Below are 25159 nucleotides of genomic sequence, written 5' to 3'. Positions count from 1 at the left end.
AATCATAGGATATGTGTCATGAATACTTTACTTAAAACCAGTTTACTTATCGGAACACTGTTGACGGTGGCATGTGGTGTCAGTGCCAATCCGAATGCCATTAAAAAACAACTAGAAAAAGAAGGCTTTCAATTTGTAAAACAAATTCCTGCACCCGAAGGTTTAACAGGTTGGGTAGGGCACGAAGATCAATATTCCAATACCATTTTTATTTCCAATGATGGCAAGTATTACATCAAAGGCGAGTTGTTTGATGCCCAAGGAAATAGTCTTTCCAACAGCCAAATTGAAACGCATATGAAAAAAGCCATTTTAGATGATGTATGGAAAACATTAGAAGATTCAACCTGGATTCAAGATGGCATAACCGATGCGCCACGTATTGTCTATGTATTCTCAGATCCCAATTGCCCGTATTGCCATAAATTTTGGCAAGAAGCACGTCCTTGGGTAGAGTCAGACAAGGTTCAATTACGTCATATTCAAGTGGGTGTGATTCGTGAAGAAAGCCGTGCTCAGGTGGCAACTTTACTCATGTCAAAAAATCCAACAGCCGTATTTAATGACATTAATATCAATCGTGGCAAAAATCGTCTTAAACCAGCTGAAAATATTCCTTTAGAGATTGCAGAAAAAATTGATTTTAACCAAAGCTTAATGGGCAAATATGGTTTCTTCTCAACACCATCCATTGCTTGGCGTGACAGCAAGGGGAACTTCCAGTCTGCACAAGGGATGCCGAGTGATCTCAAAGAAATATTTGAAAAATAAGGAAAATAGATGTTCACCAAGCCAACACAATAGCCCGTCTAAGATCATGCTAAGCTCAACATCAACCACTTAAACATCAGGGGGCACAATGTCAAATTTACAAGATCCACGGGTATTGTTTGCTTTGGAACGTACGGCATTGGCATGGAACCGCAGTGGTTTAGCCCTGATAGCCTTTGGTTTTGTGATTGAAAAATCAAATGTATTGCTACAATTACTGCACCCTGAGCAATATCAGCACAAAATTATCTATGAACAGTGGCTTGGCATTGCCGTGATTGTATTTGGTTTATTGGTGAACTTTGCCTCAATTTTGCAATATCGTCGAGGATTGAGCTCATTAACCGAACAGGAATTTATTGAGGATTATCAGACCTAACATCCCGTGTGGCTGAATTTATTGACCATGCTGACTGGGTTTTTACTGATCATCTCATTTTGGATTTACTAAACTTGGCTGAGCCTCCATACAAAAGCATGCACAAAAATGTTTATTCCTGACAGTACAATTGATACAGCGTTTGCATAATACCCAGCACTTTAGGGTCTGCCAATTGATAAAAAATTTGTTTGCCTTCGCGACGTGTCGAAACAATTTTATTGTTCCGTAAAACGGTCAATTGTTGCGATAGGGTCGGCTGATGAATATCAGTACATTCCTCAATTTGCTGAACATTTAATTCGCCATTGATCAACACACATAAAATTTTTAAACGGTCAGGATTTGATAACACTTTCAAACGATTGGAAACGGTATCAACCTGCGTAAATTCAATTTTTAAGTTATCGAATGCGATGTTCATAACGTCTAACCTGAATCATAAAAAGCAAAAGGAGCAAAGTATATCGAGATAATAACATAAAATGACTTGATTAATATATAATATTATATAATATAAGTTTAGATATTGTTTTGTGGCGCATTAACTATGCATGATTTTGTGACAGCGTTTCTTGGTGGTGCTCTGTTGGGTATAGCAGTGGTGGGTTATTTGTATGTCCATGGGCGTATTGCAGGCATCAGTGGCTTGATTGCGCAGGTACTGAATCCACAGACGATTTTTAAAACGCCTGCAGTGTGGTTTCTTTCAGGCTTGATCATCACGCCATTTATTTATGGTCTTTTTGTACAACCAGAGATTATCGTGTCTGCTAGCCCAATAATGATGATTATTGCTGGTTTACTGGTGGGTTTTGGTACCCGCTTAGGTTCTGGTTGTACCAGTGGTCACGGTATTTGTGGGATCAGCCGATTATCTAAACGTTCCATCATTGCAACTATGACCTTTATGTTTGCAGGCTTTATTGCTGTATATGTCGTTCGTCACTTGATTGGAGCATTCTAAAATGAAAAACTTTTTAGCTTTTGTATTTGGTTCGCTTTTTTCAGTGGGTTTGATGTTCTCTGGCATGTCTAATCCGCAAAAAGTGATCGATTTTTTAGATATATTTGGTAATTGGGATGCAAGCCTTGCCTTTGTAATGATGGGGGCAATTGCTGTGGCATTTATTCCATTCCAAAAAGCGGTACGTAGCAGTGCACCAACCACAGTATTTAATGAGCAGATTGATTTACCAAGTAACAATAAAATTGATTCAAAGCTTATTATCGGTGCCTTAATATTTGGTGCAGGATGGGGGATTGCCGGCATTTGCCCAGCGCCAAGTTTCACCTTAATTGGCTTAGGGCATTATCAAGTTTTATATTTTATAGTGGCGATGCTTGCAGGCGTGTTGATTCACCGTAAATGGTCAGGAGCTTAACTATGCAACAACCGATTGTTCAGGATTTTTTTGATCAAGCGACCAATACATTTAGTTATGTGGTGAGTGATCCGGTAACCAAGCGCTGCGCTATCATTGACAGTGTTTTGGACTATGATGCGGCTTCGGCAACCACCTCGACCACCCATGCTGATGCAATCATTGCATATGTCAAAGTACAAGATTTAAAAGTAGATTGGATTTTGGAAACCCATGTGCATGCCGATCATTTGACTGCAGCACAGTATTTAAAATCTGTACTCGGTGGCAAAATTGCCATGAGTCATCATATTGCCTTGGTGCAAGAAACCTTTAGTGCCATTTATAATTTAGATATCAAGCAGTTTAATGCTCAACAACCATTTGATTATTTATTTGATGATCATGAGCATTTTCATATTGGTGAGCTAGAGGCATATAACATCCCGACACCAGGTCATACGCCTGCATGTTTAAGTTATGTAGTGGGTGATGCAGTTTTTGTCGGTGATACTTTATTTATGCCAGATTATGGCACAGCACGTTGTGATTTTCCGCGTGGTAGTGCAGATACCTTATTTGATTCGGTGCAAAAACTGTATCAATTGCCAGCGTCCACCCGGGTGTTCTTATGCCATGACTATTTGCCAAAAACGCGTGATGAATATCACTGCCAAACCGATATTCAAACGCAAAAAGAGCACAATATTCATATTCATGAGGGAACTACAAAATCTGAATTTGTGCAGATGCGTCATGAGCGGGATGCAACATTAAGTATGCCTAAACTGATTTTGCCGTCGATTCAAATCAATATGAAAGCGGGTCAATTTCCCGAACCTGAAGAAAATGGGGTGTCGTATTTAAAGTTACCGCTTAATTTTTTTAAAACCTAAAAATATTGTATTTCAAATTATTAAAGACTTATTTATGTCTTTATCTTAAAAATTCATATTTATATCTTTAAAGTGAATATTCACTTTAAAGATCTTGGTATTTTAGGTATATTTATTCTATAAAGCTGACTTGTATGATCGGATTTCAAGGAAGCACTGATTTTTTTAAGTATTTTTGCTTTCGTTGGCATCTGTTGAGAGAATATGTTGCTAAGACAGAGTGGACTGTTTTTTGCAATTTTAACTTTAGTTTTGCAAATCGCAGTATATTTACAACCACTATTACCCGAAGAATTTCAAATTGCTCCGGTATGTCTCTCTATTACACATAATTTACTGTCCCCAGAAAAGCACAAACACGTACATGAGACGTATAACGAACTTGTTCATCATCTGACCCACGATCATAATCACGACGATCACAATGGACATAACCATCAATGCCAATACTGTACCGTCTATGGTGATGTTGTCCTACCTTTTGATTTTGAGATAGTTGAAATCATCGATAAGATTCAAGTCCGTCTAAGTTTCTATAAAGATGCTTTCCGACATGTATATTTCTCACTGCAAAGGCTTTACTTACTTCCACAAGGTAGGGCACCTCCACACACACTTTAAATCCTAATCAGACCAACAATTTGAATTGTTGATTTACCTCGGTATTTAAAGAGTGATTTTATGAAACTTTATATTTTTGCATCGTTTAGCGGATGCGAACAGAATCGGTTCGCCTATATCATTAGGCTAAAACAATTGATCAAATCCCAACAGATTCACAACAGTCTGCGTCATCGTACTGATCTATCTTTCCTAAAGCAGTCCCGAAATTATGGGCCGTTAGTGGTTCACCGCATAATTCCACAATAAGGTGATAGACATGGATTTAGGTTTGACAGCACTTGAATTGGCGCGAATTCAATTCGCTTTTACAGTTTCTTTTCATATTATTTTCCCTGCAATTTCCATTGGGCTAGCAAGTTTTCTTGCGGTCTTAGAATGGCGTTGGCTTAAAACACAAGATCCCGTTTACCGAGATCTGTTCCAATTTTGGATCAAGGTGTTTGCATTGTCTTTCGGAATGGGAGTAGTTTCAGGGGTAGTCATGAGCTACCAATTTGGCACCAACTGGAGTGAATTCTCTCGTATTGCGGGTAGTGTCACTGGCCCCTTACTCAGTTATGAGGTCTTGAGTGCCTTCTTCTTAGAAGCGGGTTTCCTAGGCATTATGCTGTTTGGGTGGGGAAGAGTGGGTCCTAAAACCCATTTCTTTGCCACACTGATGGTGGCAATTGGCACCTGTATTTCCATGTTTTGGATTTTATCTTCCAATAGCTGGATGCAAACTCCACAAGGCTTTAGCTTTGAAAATGGCATTATAGTGCCGCAAGATTGGTTTGCTATCGTTTTTAACCCATCATTCCCTTATCGCTTAGCGCATATGGCTCTAGCAGCATTCCTTGTATCTGGCTTATTGGTCGCTGCTACTGCAGCATGGCACTTACTCAAAGGTCGCCGTGATGCCTTAGTAAAAAAATCATTTTCTATGGCGATGTGGATGATTCTTGCACTTGCACCTTTACAGGTATTTGTGGGGGATATGCATGGTCTAAATACTTTAGAACATCAACCTGCGAAACTTGCTGCAATTGAAGGACATTGGGAAACTAATAAAGATCATGGCATGCCGTTATATTTGTTCGGTATTCCTGATATGGAGGCGGAAGAAACCAAGTATGCAATTGGCATTCCGAACCTCGGTAGTCTGATCATGACGCACACCTTAGAGGGAGAGGTGAAAGGCTTAAAAGAATTTGCCCCTGAAGATCGACCAAACTCGCTCATAGTATTTTGGAGCTTCCGCATTATGGTCGGTATGGGAGTCTTGATGATTTTGCTTGCTCTGATGGGTGCATGGTTGCGTAAAACTGGGAAATTTTATGAGTCAAAATGGCTCCACAAATTTGCCTTATGTATGGGACCTTCAGGCTTTATTGCCTTGCTTGCTGGTTGGTTTACCACAGAAGTCGGTCGTCAACCTTGGGTCGTGTATGGCGTACTGCGTACCAAAGATGCCTTGTCACCAGTATCGGCAGAACAAGTCGGTTTAACCTTAATAATCTTTGTGATTGTCTACTGCGTCGTATTTGGTATTGGGATTTACTACATGCTCAAATTGATGGTTAAAGGACCACAGTTCATTCATTCTCAAGCCCATAGCGATGGTGAGGTCATTCGTGCATCAAATCGTCCAATGAGTACGATTGATGAGTCGCTTGAAGTACAACCACAGGAGAAAAACCATGATTGATTTATCCTTAATTTGGGTAGTAATCATCGCTGTGGGTGTGCTGATTTATGTGGTACTCGATGGCTTTGATTTAGGGATTGGTATCCTTTTTCCTTTAGTAAAAGATCGCCAAGAACGCGATGTGATGATGAATACCGTTGCACCAGTTTGGGATGGCAATGAAACATGGATGGTTTTAGGTGGTGCAGGCTTATTTGCGGCATTTCCATTGGTGTATTCGACTGTACTCTCTGCGCTGTATATGCCGATTATCTTAATGGTCATCTCGCTGATTTTCCGTGGAGTCGCCTTTGAGTTTCGTTTTAAAGCGAACCGCACCAAACATTTATGGGATCAAGCGTTTATTTGGGGCTCGATCTTGGCATCATTTTTCCAAGGTATGATTTTAGGTGCTTATATCCAAGGGATTGAAACCACCAATGGTATTTATAGTGGTGGCGGATTGGATTGGTTGACCCCATTTTCAATTTTTACCGGCATTGCTGTAGTGGTGCTGTATGCCACTTTGGGCTGCGGATGGCTGATTTTTAAAACTGATGCACGTGTTCAAAATCATATGTTTAGCCTCATGCCAAAACTGATTATCGCCTTATTTGTGATTTTTGCTGCAGTGAGTATTTACACCCCATTGGTACATGCAGAGATTGCAAATCGTTGGTTTAGCTTGCCGCAACTGTACTATTTTAGCCCTGTGCCGATTTTAGTATTGATCTTCACATTATTGGCTTTACGTGCCTGTAAAAGACGTCAGGAATTTGCGCCATTTATTTATACACTTGTCTTAGTTGTGCTGGCATATACAGGGTTCTTAATCAGTCTATGGCCAAATATTATCCCACCATCCGTCACCATTTGGCAGGCAGCAGCACCGCAAAGCAGTCAATTGTTCGCCTTGATTGGAGCATTGGTGCTGATACCGATTATTTTGTTCTATACCGCACTGTCGTATTGGGTGTTCCGTGACAAAGTTCGTGTCGGCGATGATGGCTATCATTAAGGAGAATCATCATGAAACTGAATCAAGCAGGCTGGTTTATTGTGCTATGGCTTGGTGGTGTCTTGAGTTTGGCGCTTGTCGCAGGGTTCTTTAGACTGCTGGTGCAGTGGGCTTACTAGAACCTATTCCTTAAATCTGAATCCACTATCTTGCCGGGTAAGATAGTGGATTTTTTTGAGGGACTAAAGGTGAATTGAGTAGGTAGAATATGACAATTTAAAGTGTCGAAATACATAAAATATATTTTTTTATATTCAATACTTCTTTTGAATGATTTTTCTGTTTTTTTTGCTTCTATATTGTTAAAACTAACATGAAGCATTGAAAAAATCTTAAGGAGCGTGAGTGGAACTTAAACAGCTCAAATATTTCATCACCATTGTAGAATCTGGAAGTTTAGGCAAAGCTGCACAAAAACTTGAGGTTGGCACATCGGCACTCAGTCAACAAATTGCAAAACTTGAAGATGAACTTTGCACACGTTTATTACAGCGAAATTCTACAGGTGTGACGCCCACGCCAGCGGGTTTAGCATTTTTTAAGCAAGCTCAACTTTCTCTACGTCATGTGCAATATGCCATTGAGGCGGCGCACTCATCTCGTCTGACGGGTCATGTCAGCGTTGGATTTTCACCTAGTATAGCGTCAGTTCTGGGCATACCATTTATGCAGCTCATGTCAGAGCGTTATCCTGATATTAAAATTCATTTAGTTGAAAGTCTCTCGGGAAATTTAACCAATTTAGTCAACTCAAGACAGCTCGACATTGCTATTATTTTTACCCAAGATGTCGATGCCAATTGGGCAGTACAACCGTTATTAAAAGAACAAATGTTTCTTATGGCAAATCGTTCTTTACTGAAAGAGTATGGCTTTGAACACTGCATTGAAAATGGAAAAATTGATTTAGAAAACGTGAATCGTTTGCCTCTGGTATTACCAAGCCAACGACATGGTTTACGTAAATTCATAGATCAAAAGGTTGAGGGGCTGGACGTAAATTACGAAGTTGATGGTTTACACTTACTCATGAACTGTGTCAGCAACTTAAATATGGCGACCATTCAACCTGTCAGTGCACATTTTGATTATCTCAAATCAGATATTTGTTTACTCAAAGTAGTTGAACCAGTGCTGGATCGAATTAATTATCTTATTAGTATTGCAGAAGAAGAGCTTTCTCCTGCAAGTCTCGCCACCAAAGTAGCAATTAAAATTTGTGTTAAGCAGCTGATCAATAAAGGATTATGGTCAAGTGCAGAGCTATTAGACTTTTAGCCTATTTAATTTTACTAAACACCTATTTAAAAGTTGCCTATCACAGCGCTAGGCAGTTTTGGTCTTAAATTACATCAAATTCGAAAGGGAAGACATCGAATGCATGATGTAATTGTAATTGGCGGTGGGAATGCCGCTTTATGTGCAGCATTGACAGCAAGGGAGGCTGGCGCTTCAGTTTTATTGTTAGAAGCAGCACCAAAGGAATGGCGCGGTGGAAATTCACAACATACCCGTAACCTGCGGTGTATGCATGATGAACCTCAAGATGTGTTAGTCGATGCCTACCCAGAAGAAGAATATTGGCAGGACTTACTCAAAGTGACTGCAGGTAAAACCAATGAGCATTTAGCGCGTTTAGTGATTCGCACGACGGCAACTTGCCGTAATTGGATGCGTCAACATGGGGTAAATTTTCAACCACCGTTATCAGGTGCCTTACATGTAGCACGGACCAATGCATTTTTTATGGGTGGTGGTAAAGCTTTGGTGAATGCCTATTTTAGAAGTGCAAAAGATTTAGGGGTCGAGATTCGCTACAACACAAAAATCAATGAACTGATTATTGAAGATGGGACATTTATTGCTGCAATTGCTGAAGATGGCACGCGTTTTGACGGCGCTTCATGTGTATTAGCTGCAGGTGGATTTGAATCCAATCGCGAATGGTTAAAAGAAGCGTGGGGACAAAATGAAAATGGCGAATGGCCTGCAGATCATTTCATTATCCGAGGTACACGATTTAACCAAGGCAATTTACTAAAGTTCATGATTGATCAGGGGGCAGATATTATTGGCGACCCATCTCAATCACATTGTGTTGCAGTTGATGCCCGCGCGCCGTTGTACGATGGTGGCATTTGCACCCGTATTGACTGTGTTTCACTCGGCATCGTTGTCAATAAAAATGCGCAACGTTTTTATGATGAAGGCGAAGATTTCTGGCCGAAACGTTATGCCATTTGGGGGCGTTTAGTTGCAAAACAGCCCAGTCAGATTGCGTATTCAATTATTGATTCAAAATCGGTTGGGCGTTTTATGCCACCAGTCTTTGAAGGTACTGGGGCAGATACGATCGAAGAATTGGCAGAAAAATTAAATCTAGATGTTGCAACTTTAGTTCAAACCGTGAAGGACTATAACCAAGCCTGTGTGGCGGGTGAGTTTAATCACACTGTACTGGATAATTGCCATACTGAGAATTTAACGCCCGCAAAAACACATTGGGCTGTTCCTTTAAACCAACCGCCATATTATGCCTACGCATTACGTCCAGGCATTACTTTCACCTATCTGGGCTTAAAAGTCGAAGATGATGCCGCTGTGCGCTTTGAAAATGTCGCAAGTCCAAATCTATTTGTTGCAGGCGAAATGATGGCAGGCAATGTACTTGGGCAAGGCTATACAGCCGGTGTAGGTATGTCGATTGGAACGACATTTGGTCGAATTGCAGGAAAAAATGCGGCTCAAGCTGCGTTTAAACTGGGAGTTTAAAGAATGAATGCAAATGTTAAAAACTTAATTCCAGTTGTACAGCTCACGGATCATGAACAACAAGTAAAACAGGCTTTACAGATTTGTAATGCATGTCGTTACTGCGAAACATTCTGTGCGGTTTTCCCTGCAATGACCAAAAGACTTGAGTTTACTCAAGCCGATATTCATTACATGGCAAATTTATGCCACAACTGTGGCGCATGTTTACATGCCTGTCAGTATGCGCCTCCGCATGAGTTTGGCGTGAATATTCCTCAAGCCATGGCACAAGTCCGCCTAGAAACCTATCAAGAATTTGCAGTTCCTGCATCTTTTGGTGCGATTTATAAAAAGACAGGAATTCCCCTAGTTTCTGCGATGTCGGTATTTTTTGCATTACTGATGCTCTTGGGTGTTTGGCTTAATGGCACCAATATCTTTGGTCAATATCAAGGGAATTTTTATGCAATTTTTCCGCATAACTTTCTTGCCGTGTTATTTGGCTCTGTATTTATCTTAGCTTTTGTGCTTTTGGGCTTGGGAATTGCAAAATTTTGGAAACAAACCTCAAAAATTATTCCAGAAGGCGTTGCTCAACCCGATATTTTACAAGCGTCAAAAAATGTCCTGACCTTAAAATATTTAGATGGTGGACATGGTAAAGGCTGTAATGAAGAAGATGATCGTTATACGCAAATCCGCCGTGTTTTCCATCACTTTACGATGTATGGATTTTTACTTTGCTTTATGGCAACCAGTGTCGCGACGATGTATCACTACTTTTTAGGCTTAGAAGCACCGTATGCCTACACCAGTTTACCGGTGATTTTAGGTACATTGGGCGGTATTGGTCTGATCATTGGACCGATCGGGCTGCTACATCTCAATATTAAACGACATCCGATGCATGGTGATGCAAAACAAAAACCTATGGACCGTGGTTTTATCTTCCTTTTATTGCTGATCAGCATTACAGGTCTGGCGCTATTGGCATTTCGCGATAGTTCCGCAATGGCTCTCTTGCTGATTGTTCATCTTGCAACCGTTATGACTTTCTTCTTGACGATCCCTTTTGGTAAGTTTGCGCACGGCTTTTACCGAAGTGCCGCATTACTGAAATTTGCCGTCGAAGAACGTGTCGCAAAACTTAAAACGAATTCAAAAACCAAGTAAGCACCCAAACCACAACCGGACCATGGAGGTCGATGATGGCTATAGGTAAGAAAATTGAATTTTTAAATGGACTACAACGTTATAAGGATATTTTAACAATGAAGAAATTAAAATGGTTAGCCGTCGCTTGCACCAGTATTGCAGTCGTTGGCTGCGGCACAGGCAATGCCTCAAAAGATCCTGGTCATCCAAAACGTGCAGAATGTATTGCACCTGCAAAGCCGGGTGGTGGTTTTGATATGACCTGTAAGCTGATCCAATCCGGCTTTAAAGAAACAGAAGTATTAAAAGATCCGATGCGTGTGACCTATATGCCAGGCGGTGTAGGGGCCGTTGCTTACAATAAAATTGTGAATAATGATCCAGCAAATAACAATGCGGTCATCGCATTTTCAACTGGTTCTTTACTGAATTTGGCTCAAGGTAAATTTGGTAATTTTACTGAGAAGGATGTGAAGTGGCTTTCGGGTGTAGCTGTTGATTACGGTTTAGTGGCAGTGCATAAGGATTCGCCATTAAAAACACTGGATGATCTGATGAAGGCGCTAAAAGAAAATCCAAAAGGGATCAGTTTTGGTGGTGCTGGTAGTGTGGGTGGTCAAGATTGGATGCAAACGGCAATTTTGGCTAAAAAGGCTGGGGTAAATCCTGCCAATATGAGTTTTGTAGCTCTCGAAGGCGGTGGCGAAGTATTAACAGCCTTGTTAGGTCAACATATTCAAGTGGGTGTGGGGAATGTGAGTGAAATTGGCTCGCATCTCGAAGCGGGTAATATCCGTGTTTTAGCCGTGTTTTCAGATAAACGTTTAGCGGGTAAATTTTCTAAGTTATTAACTGCGAAGGAACAAGGCTACGACTTGGAATGGCCTGTGATTCGTGGTTTCTACATGGGGCCAAAGGTCAGTGATGAGGCATATGCATGGTGGAAAAATGCCTTTGATAAAATGATGACCAATCAAAAATTTGATGCCGTTCGAGAAAATCAGGACCTGTTGCCATTTGAATTAACAGGTGAAGAAATTAGTGATTATGTCTATAAGCAAACGGCTGAAATGCGTCAATTATCAGAAGAATATAAATTATCAAAATAACAAATATGCTGAGTTGAATGCCTTTTCAACTCAGTTTTTTGTTTTCGAGGATAGATGATGAAATCTGAACGGATTCTTACGGCCATCATTGCGGTCTGCGGTTTTTTCTTATTAATTTACGCATGCAATTTTGAAGCGCCTATTTCCTACGATCCTGTAGGACCGAAAGCCTTTCCAATTTTACTGATGGGTTTAATTACAGTGAGTGCTATTTATTTGACTGTGCGCCCAGCCATGATGTTTGAACCTGTTGAACTAGGTTGGACCAAGCATTTAATCGGCAAACTGGTTTTATGCACGTTGGCATTGTCACTGTATGCACTTTGCTTTGAATGGTTGGGATTTATCGTAGCAACGCTATTAATGACCATCGCGGTTGGGAAACTTTTTAACGGTAAAACAGTGCCAGTGATTATTACGGGTTTGGTGCTGAGTATGAGTACCTATTATCTGTTTGACCGTGTTTTGGATGTGCCATTGCCACTAGGCTTCTTGGGTTAGGGATGACAACGACATGGACATATTTAATTTCTTAATGACAGGTTTTGAAGTTGCCTTACAACCACAAAACTTACTCATTGCTTTTATTGGTGCATTTATTGGAACGATTGTCGGACTGTTGCCGGGATTGGGTCCAATCAATGGTGTTGCCATCTTATTACCTTTTGCCTATGCCTTAGGATTACCTGTTGATAGTGCCTTAATTTTATTGGCAGCTGTTTATCTCGGTTGTGAATATGGTGGACGAATTTCCGCAATTCTGCTGAATGTGCCGGGCGATGCAGGTGCAATTATGACCACTTTAGATGGTTATCCTTTGGCACAGCAAGGTAAGGCAGGTATTGCTTTATCCCTTTCATCTATTAGCTCATTTATAGGTAGCACAATTGCTTTTATAGGGATTGTTTTATTTGCTCCGATTTTGGCACGATGGGCGGTTTCCTTTGGACCAGCGGAATACTTTGCCTTGATGGTTTTTGCAATTGTGTGCTTGACCGGTTTAGTCAGCACGCAACCATTTAAAACGTTAATCATGGCGCTGATCGGTCTGGCAATTTCGACCGTGGGTATGGATGCGATTACCGGTGTTTATCGTTTTACATTTGATAGTGTGGGTTTAAGTGACGGCATTGCCTTTACAACAGTGGTGATTGGTTTATTTAGTATCAGTGAAATTCTACTGCTGCTTGAACGTACCACGATGGGAAAAGTGGTTTTAGAACAAGGAAAACGCTCATTATTTAATGTCAAAGAGTTTCTGAGTGCTTTAGCCACCATGATTCGTGGATCCTTGATTGGGTTTTTCTCAGGGATTTTACCGGGCGCAGGTGCCAGTGTGGCGAGTGCCATGGCGTATACCACTGAACGGAAAATGGCGGGTGACAGTAGTAAATTTGGTAAAGGTGATCTACGTGGTTTGGCCGCGCCAGAAAGTGCTAATAACGCGGCAGCATGTGGTTCTTTTGTCCCAATGTTGACTTTAGGTGTGCCGGGTTCTGGAACAACTGCGGTCATGATGGGGGCTTTGACCATGTATAACATTACTCCAGGTCCGCAGTTATTTACGGAGCAACCAGTTTTGGTTTGGGCATTGATTGCATCCTTAATGGTGGGAAATATTATCTTATTGGTATTGAACTTACCTTTAGTTGGCTTCTTTGCGCGTTTACTTTCGATTCCAAGCTATATTTTGATTCCTATTATTGCAACCGTCAGCTTTGTTGGGGTATTTGCAATTCATAGCACTGTTTTCGATCTTGTGCTTTGTATGGGGCTCGGTATTGTTGGATATATCCTTCGAAAATTTGATTTTCCATTGGCACCTCTGATTCTTGGTTTTGTACTGGGTGAATTGATGGAGTCAAATCTACGACGTGCACTCTCCATTTCTCAAGGTGAGCTCAGTATTCTGTGGAGCAGTAACATCAGTATGGGACTATGGGTCATGTCAGCACTGTTGTTGATCTTGCCAATCGTCCGTAAATATCTATTCATTAAGAAGCAAAAAGCTTAAATGGAGAAGCAATGGTCAGCGAGTCTGACCATTGCTGTTAGATCATATGGAAATAATAAAATTAAATGCCAAAGGATTGGTATGCGCACTGATCGGTGCGCTCATCGCAAATTTACTTCATCTCCCTTTACCGTGGTTGCTCGGGCCATTACTCGCGGCTTTATTGTTTGGTTGTATAGGCCAACCACTCACATGTTCACCGCATTGGCGTAAAGTGGGACAAGTTATTATTGGTATGGTTTTGGGACTATATTTTACCCCAGCGCTAGTCCATGCTATTTCTGCCTATTGGATATTTATCGTACTCGGCATCTTATGGTCATTGATTTTGGGAACACTTATCGCAGGATTACAATATCGTATCAATGGTTTAGATTGGGCAACGGCGTGGTTTTCTTCTGCAATCGGCAGTGCCAGTGAAATGGTGAATATCGCAGAACATCATCATGCGCAAGTGGATAAAGTTGTTGCTGCGCATAGTTTGAGAATCGTGGCACTTGTGGTGCTTGTACCAATCGTTTTAGCAGCATTATTTGATATTCATTGGGTGAGTCTAGACCCACACATCATTGATCACTTTGGAATTGTCCAAATTTTTCTTTTATTTGCTTTAGCCTGCTTAATTGCGCAAATATTTCAAAAATTCAATGTATTAAATGCGTGGGTTCTCGGACCATTAGTTATGGTGGGATTTCTTTCATTTTTCGGAGCATTGGAATTAAAATTTCCGACGTGGTTTACGGCTTTTGGACAAATATGTATAGGTTGGTCATTAGGCACAAAGTTTCCTTTTGGCTTTTTAAAAAGCCATAAAAAATTCATCGCCATCACGACCATTTTGAATTTGTTGGCATTAGGATTATCCATCCTGTTTGCATTGTTCTTGATGTATATCAGTCATGCTAATGGGAAGATTTTAGTTTTAGGCTTATCTCCCGGCGGCATTGCAGAAATGTCTTTAATGGCAAAAGCCCTTGGATTAGCTGTGCCTATCGTGGTTGCGTTTCAACTATCACGGCTGATTTTTGTGATATTGACCACCAATTATTTCTATCAATTGAGCAAAAAAATATTTTTTAAAACAACAGATAAGCCTTAATCGTCCACTCAATTCGATCTTTGATTCAGATGAATTAAATAGAACACTTTCTATAGATTGCATTTGAAATAAAGTGGAGTAGAAGTTAGAAAAAAATGAGATTAATGAAAGATAGTTGAGAAAAGGGTCTTAAATGATGGTTTGAAAGTGAAGATGAGCAAGAGGGATCAATTTGATTCAGGACTGCTCTCGTCAGTCCCTTATTATTTTAATGCCGTTTTAGATCAGTAAATTTTAAATTTCATTATTATGCAAAATTCGAAGATTTAAAGATTTAACGTCAAAATTAAATTTCGCGCCAAACATCATTCTTATCTTTGAATGAAATCATAAAGTTAAATTTATCATCATTACTTACCAAAAGGCCTTCTGGCGTTTGCATAATCACTTTCAGAACGGTGCCAGTTTCAAAAACCAAAGGACTGCAATTTTCTTTATTTAATGTAATTGGTTTGAGTAATTCAACAATTGCACTTTCCATTTTACTTCCCCAAGCATAGGTTGTTAATTGAACTTAGCATATTATTGGTGAAGAAACAGGTTTTGTAAATGACGTGAGCTACATCGCAGAAAATATTTTAGAGAATTCCATAACTTAAGTTTAAATAATGGTTAAATAAATTAAGGTTTTTTAGTCTATTGATACCAAAAAATAATTTTAAAATATGACAAACTTTTACTTGAGCTGTATGTCCTAAGGTGTGTTTTTTGTTCCACAAACAATGACCAGATCATCAAAAGGGCATGATCAATAATGAATTTAAGGTGAACTTCAGTTTTCATCCTTAAGCTAACCGAATGATGTGTAGTCTTGTATTTGATTGTTAAATTTCAGATTAAACAGCGTTAAATCTTCAATCTGAACAAGAAAATTAATGAAATAAAACTTATCATCAGCAACTCAAACTAAAAACAAAGATTGAGGGGAAATGTAGGACCAATGTTTAAATCTTTTTTTCCAAATCCAAAATGGTTTTTTGGATCATTCCTTATATGGTTCGTGATCAATATTGTCTTGTGGTATAGCGGTGGCAATAGTTGGGGTACGATGTTTGGTTTAGCTGCAAATTATCATCAAGCAGAGCTGCCTATTGGTATTAGCCGATTTTGGAGCCCCAAATTTTTATGGTTCTATGCTTGGTTTTTTGTAGCAACGGCACTCTTTGCAGCCTTTTGGAAGATTAAATCAGATAATCCTTGGCAACGATGGTCTGTGTGGGGAACCGCATTTATCCTGTTTAATGTTTGGTTTAGTGTGGAATGTAATGTCGTAATCAATGCTTGGTATAACCCATTCTATGATCTGATCCAGAAGATGCTTTCAGGTGGTGGGGGCGAAGTGGCGACGCTATATTCAGAGACGCTGACTTTTCTCTATGTGGCCATGGTATATGTCACACTGGCGGTATTGAACCTGTTTTTCGTTAGTCATTATGTTTTTCGTTGGCGTACCGCTATGAATGACTTTTATACTGCACATTGGAAAAAACTGAGAACCATCGAAGGTGCCTCACAGCGTATTCAAGAAGATACGATGCGTTTTGCGAGAACCACAGAAGGACTTGGGGTTAGCTTGGTTGAATCGGTGATGACCTTAATTGCATTTCTACCTGTGTTGTTAACTTTATCAACACATGTAAAGAAATTACCTGTCGTGGGGGAAATCACCTATGCATTAGTTTGGGCGGCAGTCCTTTGGGCAGTATTAGGGACGGTTATTTTAATGCTTGTGGGTTATAAACTACCGGGTTTGGAGTTTAATAATCAAAAAGTCGAAGCAGCGTATCGTAAAGAATTAGTTTATGGTGAAGATTATGCAGATCGAGCAGACCCTCTCACATTAAAAGAATTATTTGGTAAAGTCCGATTTAATTATTTTAGACTGTATTTTCACTATGCTTATTTCAACCTCGTTCGTATTTGTTATATGCAGCTTGATAATATTTATGGGTTCTTTGTATTGTTTCCAAGTATTGCAGCGGGAACAATCACGCTCGGTATATTAATGCAAATTTTAAATGTCTTTGGGCGTGTACGTGATTCTTTCCAATACCTGATTTCCTCGTGGACAACCATTATTGAACTGATTTCTATTTACAAACGTTTAAAAGCATTTGAAAAAACAATTAATAATTAATTTTTAATCTTAAAAATGACCTGTAATTAATTACAGGTTTTTTTTATGGTTTTAATTAATGAGAATTACAAATAAATAAAATCAATAAATTAAAGAGGTTAGATCTTATTTCATGATTTTATAAAAAAAATGTAAATAAAAATACTTATTATGTAATTTTAGTAATTTTACGTATGTATATTGTATCCATATCGATGATTAATTTATAAAAATTACATTTTTGTTGAACTTTATCACATTTTATTTGCTTTTTTTTACATTCGAAGTGCAAACAAAATCACATTTTTTTGGTGTTGGTGTGTGTTTTTGTGCAAATTCATTCTTTCTGTTTGGCGTGAAGCATCTTAACAATGCGATAAAGAAAAAAACTTTAATATTTTTTTTAACTTTGCTGAACTGTTATATGTCCATTCACATGCCTTTTTATTAGCTAGATAAAGCATGTGATTTAAAAAATTATTTAAAACATATATTTATAAATAAGCCAGAGGGTAATTATCATGTTACAAGTCCAAGTTGTATCAAAAGAACATCATTCTGTTTTAGAAAACATACAAACGAGTAATATTTCATTAAAGGAGGCTTCTGTTGTTGTTATACATACTTCAAAAGAAAATGTTTTAAGTATGGAGAGAAGTGGAAATACTTTAATTATAAAAATGAAAGACGGACAGCAACTAATAATTGAGAATTACTTTACAGATAATCTAAATGAAAACAATGTTGTACTAGAAGAAGATGATAAATTATATCTATTAGAAACAAATCCAAATGAAGCTGGATTATTTGAAATTAACTATAATCCGATCGATGAAATTAATCCTTTACTCTATTCAGATTCAACAGTTGGTTTATGGACGTGGTTAGTTCCTTTAGTTACTGCTGGAGGCATTTTAGCTTGGGCAAATAATGATTCAGATAGTTCATCGGGTTCGGGCGACTCAAATCAAGCACTCGATGCGGCAGAAAAAGCGGTAAAAGCAGCAGAAGATGCAAATAAAGCCGCAAAGGATGCTTTGACCGATGCACAAGCGGATGGATTAATTACCCCTGAAGAAAAGACCAAGCTTGAGCAAGCACTTGCCGATGCCAAAGCCGCTGAGGATGCTGCTCAGAAAGCTGTTGACGCATTAAAAGACAGTACTGAAAAAGACGACTTACAAGATCGTCTCGATAACTTAACGGATATCGTGATTCCACCTGTGACCGATGCAAATGGTAATGGCATTGATGATACGGTGGATGCTCAAATTGCCGATGCAGAAGCGGCAGTGAAAGCGGCGGAAGATGCGTATCAAGCAGCAGAAGATGCATTAGAAGAAGCCAATGCAAACGGCTTAATTACGCCAACCGAAAAAGCCGAACTTGAAGAAGCACTCAAAGCGGCACAAGACGCCAAAGACGCAGCGCAAGACGCGGTGAATGCTTTACCGTCTGCACCAGCAGCCGTTCAAGATGCCAAAGATGGCTTCCAAGACCGAATTGATGCGTTGACGGATATCACTATTCCAGCAGTGAACGATGCGAATGAAAACGGAGTCGATGACAGCACAGAAAATCCAGTTGATTTAGCCACAGATCTGGTTGAAGCAGCAGAAGATGCCTATCAAGCAGCAGAAGATGCACTCACTGATGCGAATGCAGATGGCTTAATCACACCTGAAGAAAAAGCAGCTTTAGAAGATGCTTTAAAAGATGCACAAGATGCTAAAGATGCAGCACAAAATGCAGTGGATGCCTTGCCAGACAGCGCGGACAAAGATGCACTGCAAGATCGCATTGATGCCTTAACGGATATCGAGATTCCAGCGGTCACCGATACCGATGGCAATGGCATTGATGATACCGTTGATGCGCAAATTGCCGATGCAGAAGCGGCAGTAAAAGCCGCGGAAGATGCGTACCAAGCCGCAGAAGATGCATTAGAAGAAGCCAATGCAAACGGCTTAATCACCCCAACCGAAAAAGCCGAACTTGAAGAAGCCCTCAAAGCGGCACAAGACGCCAAAGACGCAGCGCAAGACGCGGTGAATGCTTTACCGTCTGCACCAGCAGCCGTTCAAGATGCCAAAGATGGCTTCCAAGACCGTATTGATGCGTTGACGGATATCACTATTCCAGCAGTCAACGATGCCAATGAAAACGGAGTTGATGACAGCACAGAAAATCCAGTTGATTTAGCCACAGATCTTGTTGAAGCAGCAGAAGATGCCTATCAAGCAGCAGAAGATGCACTCACTGATGCGAATGCAGATGGCTTAATCACACCTGAAGAAAAAGCTGCTTTAGAAGATGCCTTAAAAAATGCGCAAGATGCTAAAGATGTAGCACAAAATGCAGTGGATGCCTTGCCAGACAGTACGGACAAAGATGCACTGCAAGATCGAATTGATGCCTTAACGGATATCGAGATTCCAGCGGTCACTGATACCGATGGCAATGGTATTGATGATGCAGTTGATGCACAAATTGCCGATGCAGAAGCGGCAGTAAAAGCCGCAGAAGATGCGTACCAAGCCGCAGAAGATGCATTAGAAGAAGCCAATGCAAACGGCTTAATCACCCCAACCGAAAAAGCTGAACTTGAAGAAGCCCTCAAAGCGGCACAAGACGCCAAAGATGCAGCGCAAGATGCGGTCGATGCTTTACCGTCGGCACCTGCAGCCGTACAAGATGCCAAAGATGGCTTCCAAGACCGTATTGATGCGTTGACGGATATCACTATTCCAGCGGTGACAGATACCGATGGCAACGGTATTGATGATGCAGTTGATGCACAAATTGCCGATGCAGAAGCGGCAGTAAAAGCCGCAGAAGATGCGTACCAAGCCGCAGAAGATGCATTAGAAGAAGCCAATGCAAACGGTTTAATCACCCCAACCGAAAAAGCTGAACTTGAAGAAGCCCTCAAAGCGGCACAAGACGCCAAAGACGCAGCGCAAGATGCGGTCGATGCCTTACCGTCGGCACCTGCAGCCGTACAAGATGCCAAAGATGGCTTCCAAGACCGTATTGATGCGTTGACGGATATTACTATTCCAGCAGTCAACGATGCCAATGAAAACGGAGTTGATGACAGCACAGAAAATCCAGTTGATTTAGCCACAGATCTTGTTGAAGCAGCAGAAGATGCGTATCAAGCAGCAGAAGATGCACTCACTGATGCGAATACAGATGGCTTAATCACACCTGAAGAAAAAGCTGCTTTAGAAGATGCCTTGAAAGATGCGCAAGATGCCAAAGAACTTGCACAAAATGCGGTAGATGCCTTACCAGCAGGAACAGATAAAGACGACTTACAAGATCGTCTCGATAACTTAACGGATATCGTGATTCCATCGGTAACGGATAGCAACAACAACGGTGTTGATGATGCAACTGAAATTGCAGCGGTAGAAGATTTGGTTGCAGCGGCTGAGGCAGCGTATGCAGCAGCGGATCAAGCCCTAGCTGATGCGATTGCAGACAATGCAGTGACGCAAGCAGAAGTGGATGAATTAACCCAAGACCTAGCTGATGCGATTGCAGCAAAAGATGCAGCACAAGCAGCGGTAGATGGCATTGTTGCCGACTTCCCAACAGAAGCAGGCGCATTCCAAGACCGTATTGATGCGTTGACAGATATCGTGATTCCATCGGTAACGGATAGCAACAACAACGGTGTTGATGATGCAACTGAAATTGCAGCGGTAGAAGATTTGGTTGCAGCGGCTGAGGCAGCGTATGCAGCAGCGGATCAAGCCCTAGCTGATGCGATTGCAGACAATGCAGTGACGCAAGCAGAAGTGGATGAATTAACCCAAGACCTAGCTGATGCGATTGCAGCAAAAGATGCAGCACAAGCAGCGGTAGATGGCATTGCGACAGACTTCCCAACAGAAGCAGGCGGTTTCCAAGACCGTATTGATGCGTTGACAGATATCGTGATTCCATCGGTAACGGATAGCAACAACAACGGTGTTGATGATGCAACTGAAATTGCAGCGGTAGAAGATTTGGTTGCAGCGGCTGAGGCAGCGTATGCAGCAGCGGATCAAGCCCTAGCTGATGCGATTGCAGACAATGCAGTGACGCAAGCAGAAGTGGATGAATTAACCCAAGACCTAGCTGATGCGATTGCAGCAAAAGATGCAGCACAAGCAGCGGTAGATGGCATTGTTGCCGACTTCCCAACAGAAGCAGGCGGTTTCCAAGACCGTATTGATCTCTTGACGAATATCGAAATTCCTACGGTAACTTTACGGGACGCAATAGATGATGAAAAAGACCTTGATCTAGGTGAAGAGCAAACAACGGTTACTTCTCAAAACCATAGCAGTATTGAGGTGATTAATTTACTTGAGTCAACTGGTGGCGTTGATAGTGGTGTAGCTGTAACACTTACAGGCTCAACAAATACACTTTCAATATCTGTCTCACAAACATCTTTGCTTGCAGTCGCAGATGCTTATCGTGTTGATGTGTATGATGACAATGGAAATGTTGTGTATTCAGCAGTTACAAACGATTCTGAATTAGTCGGTGATGTTGCTGGGTTAGATATCTTAGGTATTACTGGTGACAATACATTAACTGCAAATGTAACTGGTCTACCAGCAGGTACATATCATGTCGTAGTGAGTAATGACGCAAGTGCATTAACCAATTTACTTGATACAGATGGTGGTGGTGTTTCACTTCAAGAACTTGGTGATGCTGGTGTGTTGTTAGGTGCTGATAATCAACAAGTCATTCTTGATGCTGTTAGTAATGCTTTAGGTGGTGGTGCGATCGCAACATTGGTGACAGATATCATATTACCGCCTGTGCTCGCTTTAGTGAATGGTCTACCAGTAGATGAACTTGTTGGTGCATTAAACGAAAGTCTCTTAAGTAATGCTAATGCGATTTCTATACTCGGTTTCAGTGTAACTGGTTTGTTAGATACAATTGTTGATGCAGCAGCAACAGCACTGCTTTCAAACACTTTAACTTTATTGCAAAAAACTGACATTAAGACAGAAGTAACGTCTATAACATTTGAAAATGACACAGTCTCAGATAATGTCTTAGACAACGACAATAATGGCAGTTCGGCAACAGTTACTCACATCCAATTCGGAACAGAAACAGCAGAAACTGTGACTGCAGCAGGGGTAACAATTAATGGTGCGTATGGCGTATTAACAATCTATGCTGATGGATCATACGAGTATGTTGGAAATGGCAAGCTTGAATCAATCGGAAAATCTGAAGTATTCACTTATACAATGTTGGGTGCAGATGGTGTAACTACGGATACAGCAACTCTAACCATCAATATTTTAGATCACTATGCTCCTGATACTCCTGTTATTCATCCTGTAAATGGCACAAATGACATTACAGGTACAGCAGAAGCAGGTTCAACAGTAGTCGTAACAGATGAAAATGGTAATGAAATTGGCAGAACTACAGTTGCTGCTGATGGGTCTTGGTTAATCACAAATCCAGGCTTGGCAGACGGAACTGTAATTAGTGCGATTGCAACTGATAATGCAAATAACTCATCTCAACCAGCAAGTGTGATTGTTGATGCTTTAGCACCATCTATTACACTCGATACTGCTACAACAGGTGATAGTACGCCAGCATTAGAAGGTACGATTGATGATCCTACTGCAACAGTTGTTGTGACTGTCAATGGTATTGATTATGAAGCGGTAAATAATGGTGATGGTACATGGACACTTGCTGATGGCAAACTGCCTGAATTAGTAGATGGTAGCTATAACGTCACAGTGAAAGCGACGGATACGGCGGGTAACGAAAATACCATTACACAAGGCTTAGTTGTTGAAGCAGTTTTGTTCGCCAACGATGATTTAAATAAAGTTAATGTGCTAGATACGGTGACAGAAGATAACTTAAATGGTGTAAATGGTTATACATTTGGGTTGCTGAGTGCGGATGTGTTATCAGGAGTAGTTGATGTAAACATAGGTACTAATGGTTTCAAATTCACAGTTAATGGAGATACTACTCAAGATATTTCTATTGGTGTAAGTGGAACAACAGGTATTGATGTGTCTATTGGTTCTGTGACTTATGCAAATCTTTTATTAATTAATATAGATACAGGTGAAATTGTTGCAACAGCACAAAATGCTTTAAAACTAGAGCCATGGTTATTAACTACACGATTGGTGGCAGATAATGTAGAGTTTACCAATATTCCAGAAGGCAATTACACAATAGGCTTTTCTTCTACATCTATTGATGGATTCTTAAATTCATTATTAGAAGGATTTGTTGATTTAAATCTTCTCAGTGGAACTAAAATCAGCATCAATGATTCAACCCAATATTCAACAAAAGAAGCAACAGGCAATGTATTGGAAAATGGGTCAAGTACTGATATCGCTGATATTGGTGATGGTATGAAGGTAACAGCTGTTATTTCTGCTGAAACGACATATGCGCTGAATACACCAATTGCAACTGATAATACAGAAACTGCGATCGCAGGTAACTACGGTATTCTGTATATGAAGGCAGATGGTTCATATCGTTATGTAAGTAATGGTGATACCAATGATGTAGGCAAGGTTGATACATTCACTTATACAGTGTCTGATTCAGCAGGAAATACATCTCAAGCCTATCTCAATATCCGTACTGATGCAGAAGGCGCAACAGTTGTTTGGGATGAAGATGATCATCAAGCTGATGGTGTGATTACTGTTGAGGCACTGGACGATGATATAACTGTATCAATTGTTCAGACCAATAAAGTCAGTGAGTTGTTGTCTAAAGTACAGGATACAAATAACGCAATTGAAGCGAAAGCTGTAAGTACTTCTACACCATCATTTGGAACAGTGACAGTGACGACCACTTTTACCAATACATATCAGTTATCTGAAGAATTTACAGTCACTAGTGATACAGTTGCAAATGGAAATTTGAATATTAATGCGAAATTATTAAATACTGTACTTAATACATCAGTATCTGAAGACTGGGGGATTGTCACTGCGACTTACACGATCTCAGGGCAAAATGGCGTAGAGATAACGGGTACATTAACGCTAACTGACAATACGTTAGGAGCCGATGGTTACTATATGGCAAGTATTCCAGTTAATAATTTAATTGCAGGTGATTATACGATTAGCGTTGAAGTGAAAAATGTTACAACACAAAGTACCCCAGCTGTGGGCAATACTCAAACTTTAATCAATGCAGCAGCTGCGCTACATTCAAATAATGGTGAGTTTGCAGTTGATACATCCATTCAGGTTACTGAAACATCATTAAACACTTTCACAACTGTAGATGGTATTTATAGTGAAGGAGGTAATTTACTAGAAAACGACACTGTGTCTGATCTAGCAACTTTCAGCATTCAGCAAGGTGCAGTAACATATCGCTTTGAGAATGGACACATCTATCAAAATGATGTGTTGCTACAAAATCAAGATTCTGTAGATATTAATGGTCTTTATGGCACTTTAAATGTGAAAGCGAATGGTGATTACACATATACTGCTATGAATAGTGAGATAGGTAAGACCGAAAGCTTCGCTTATACCGTAAGTGATACGGGTGGTTTCACAGACACTACAAACTTGAATATCGGAATAGGTGCTTCGATTACAGGTAGTGCTTATGATGATAGCTACTCAACTTATGCAGGTATACCCGATACTGTCATCTTCAACTTATTATCTGATGATAATAGTGGTGGAAATGGTCACGATACTTGGAGTAATTTCAGTGTAACAGAGGGTGATAGAATTGATGTAAATGCTCTATTGCAAGATGGATTAAGTACGTCAGCTACTGACATTAATTATGTTGGTAATTATATTAAAGTTAATACATCTGGTAATGATACTGTGATTCGTATTGATCGTGATGGCAGTTCGACTGATTCGACATATACTGAAACTGAGTTGCTTACATTGAAAAATGTAAATACCACACTTCAAGAATTGTTAGATAATAACCAGCTTTTATTCTAATTAAATAGAATTTAAGCAATCAGAAAAGAGCCTCCTCGGAGGCTCTTTTTTATGTTCTTCATAAACACCACTAGATCGAAATGAAATGTGAAACTCATCAAATTAAAATGAACAACATATGTATACATCTCAAACATATGCGATTTTAGTGATGTGTGCTGAATTAGCAGGAGACTTTCACTTGGGAG

General features: G+C 40.2%; 19 protein-coding genes and 1 pseudogene. 18 read left to right on the top strand and 2 right to left on the bottom strand.

The genetic code is table 11. The features are described from left to right. The first annotated feature begins 18 nt into the window (after positions 1-18). Together dsbG and MST18_RS11745 are read left to right on the top strand one after the other, a co-directional pair. On the top strand, positions 19-771 hold the full coding sequence (dsbG, locus tag MST18_RS11750) for a thiol:disulfide interchange protein DsbG (RefSeq protein WP_180133753.1): 753 nt from the start codon (positions 19-21) through the stop codon (positions 769-771). Positions 772-859: 88 nt separating this feature from the next. Then, a pseudogene (locus MST18_RS11745) lies at positions 860-1222 on the top strand (YidH family protein). Positions 1223-1262: 40 nt separating this feature from the next. Here the strand turns inward: MST18_RS11745 and MST18_RS11740 are convergent. After that, entirely contained in the window at positions 1263-1574 is a 312-nt protein-coding gene (locus tag MST18_RS11740; RefSeq protein WP_180133752.1) for a metalloregulator ArsR/SmtB family transcription factor, read from the bottom strand. Between the two features lie 126 nt (positions 1575-1700). Between MST18_RS11740 and MST18_RS11735 the strand changes: the two genes are divergently transcribed. The 14 genes from MST18_RS11735 to MST18_RS11670 all read left to right on the top strand — a co-directional run bounded on the left by MST18_RS11735 (position 1701) and on the right by MST18_RS11670 (position 14849). Beyond that, on the top strand, positions 1701-2117 hold the full coding sequence (locus tag MST18_RS11735) for a YeeE/YedE family protein (protein WP_180035493.1): 417 nt from the start codon (positions 1701-1703) through the stop codon (positions 2115-2117). A 1-nt stretch (position 2118) separates the two neighbouring features. After that, a complete protein-coding gene (locus tag MST18_RS11730; protein WP_078193079.1) occupies positions 2119-2535 on the top strand; it encodes a DUF6691 family protein in 417 nt (138 codons plus the stop codon). Between the two features lie 2 nt (positions 2536-2537). Next, complete coding sequence (locus MST18_RS11725; RefSeq protein WP_078193078.1) at positions 2538-3410, top strand: MBL fold metallo-hydrolase; 873 nt, start codon at positions 2538-2540, stop codon at positions 3408-3410. 207 nt (positions 3411-3617) lie between these two features. Further along, positions 3618-4031 (top strand): DUF2946 domain-containing protein, encoded by a 414-nt coding sequence (locus tag MST18_RS11720; protein WP_078193302.1) that lies wholly within the window; start codon positions 3618-3620, stop codon positions 4029-4031. A 259-nt stretch (positions 4032-4290) separates the two neighbouring features. Then, entirely contained in the window at positions 4291-5721 is a 1431-nt protein-coding gene (locus tag MST18_RS11715) for a cytochrome ubiquinol oxidase subunit I (RefSeq protein ID WP_180115464.1), read from the top strand. Continuing rightward, positions 5714-6718, top strand: a complete 1005-nt coding sequence (gene cydB / locus MST18_RS11710) for a cytochrome d ubiquinol oxidase subunit II (RefSeq protein ID WP_078193076.1) — start codon at positions 5714-5716, stop codon at positions 6716-6718. The genes MST18_RS11715 and cydB overlap by 8 nt, the downstream gene beginning before the upstream one ends. An 11-nt stretch (positions 6719-6729) precedes the next feature. After that, positions 6730-6837, top strand: coding sequence for a DUF2474 family protein (locus MST18_RS11705; RefSeq protein WP_111886050.1), 108 nt, complete (start codon positions 6730-6732; stop codon positions 6835-6837). 226 nt (positions 6838-7063) lie between these two features. Continuing rightward, positions 7064-7996, top strand: coding sequence for a LysR family transcriptional regulator (locus MST18_RS11700; RefSeq protein WP_180077346.1), 933 nt, complete (start codon positions 7064-7066; stop codon positions 7994-7996). A gap of 99 nt (positions 7997-8095) precedes the next feature. Next, entirely contained in the window at positions 8096-9490 is a 1395-nt protein-coding gene (gene tcuA, locus MST18_RS11695) for an FAD-dependent tricarballylate dehydrogenase TcuA (RefSeq protein WP_180133751.1), read from the top strand. Between the two features lie 3 nt (positions 9491-9493). Then, positions 9494-10645 (top strand): tricarballylate utilization 4Fe-4S protein TcuB, encoded by a 1152-nt coding sequence (gene tcuB / locus MST18_RS11690; RefSeq protein ID WP_180133750.1) that lies wholly within the window; start codon positions 9494-9496, stop codon positions 10643-10645. Between the two features lie 35 nt (positions 10646-10680). After that, positions 10681-11736, top strand: coding sequence for a tripartite tricarboxylate transporter substrate binding protein (locus MST18_RS11685; RefSeq protein ID WP_180133749.1), 1056 nt, complete (start codon positions 10681-10683; stop codon positions 11734-11736). Positions 11737-11790: 54 nt separating this feature from the next. Next, positions 11791-12237, top strand: a complete 447-nt coding sequence (locus MST18_RS11680; protein WP_180133748.1) for a tripartite tricarboxylate transporter TctB family protein — start codon at positions 11791-11793, stop codon at positions 12235-12237. A 13-nt stretch (positions 12238-12250) separates the two neighbouring features. Continuing rightward, positions 12251-13750 (top strand): tripartite tricarboxylate transporter permease, encoded by a 1500-nt coding sequence (locus MST18_RS11675; protein WP_078189994.1) that lies wholly within the window; start codon positions 12251-12253, stop codon positions 13748-13750. Positions 13751-13796: 46 nt separating this feature from the next. Further along, positions 13797-14849, top strand: a complete 1053-nt coding sequence (locus MST18_RS11670) for an AbrB family transcriptional regulator (RefSeq protein ID WP_180133747.1) — start codon at positions 13797-13799, stop codon at positions 14847-14849. 286 nt (positions 14850-15135) lie between these two features. On the opposite strand, the gene MST18_RS11665 is transcribed toward MST18_RS11670, so the two are convergent. After that, entirely contained in the window at positions 15136-15330 is a 195-nt protein-coding gene (locus MST18_RS11665; RefSeq protein ID WP_078193067.1) for a hypothetical protein, read from the bottom strand. Between the two features lie 459 nt (positions 15331-15789). Between MST18_RS11665 and sbmA the strand changes: the two genes are divergently transcribed. Beyond that, positions 15790-16986: a peptide antibiotic transporter SbmA gene (gene sbmA / locus MST18_RS11660; RefSeq protein WP_180133746.1), complete on the top strand. Its 1197-nt coding sequence runs from the start codon at positions 15790-15792 to the stop codon at positions 16984-16986. 500 nt (positions 16987-17486) lie between these two features. Beyond that, positions 17487-24971, top strand: coding sequence for a BapA prefix-like domain-containing protein (locus MST18_RS11655; protein ID WP_373692665.1), 7485 nt, complete (start codon positions 17487-17489; stop codon positions 24969-24971). Positions 24972-25159 lie beyond the last annotated feature (188 nt).

Origin of the sequence: Acinetobacter sp. YH12068_T, from assembly GCF_024606005.1 — a bacterium.
In the GTDB taxonomy this organism is placed as follows: domain Bacteria; phylum Pseudomonadota; class Gammaproteobacteria; order Pseudomonadales; family Moraxellaceae; genus Acinetobacter; species Acinetobacter amyesii.
The sequence above is the reverse complement of the archived record's forward strand: the minus strand, read 5'-3'. Positions and strand labels throughout refer to the sequence as shown.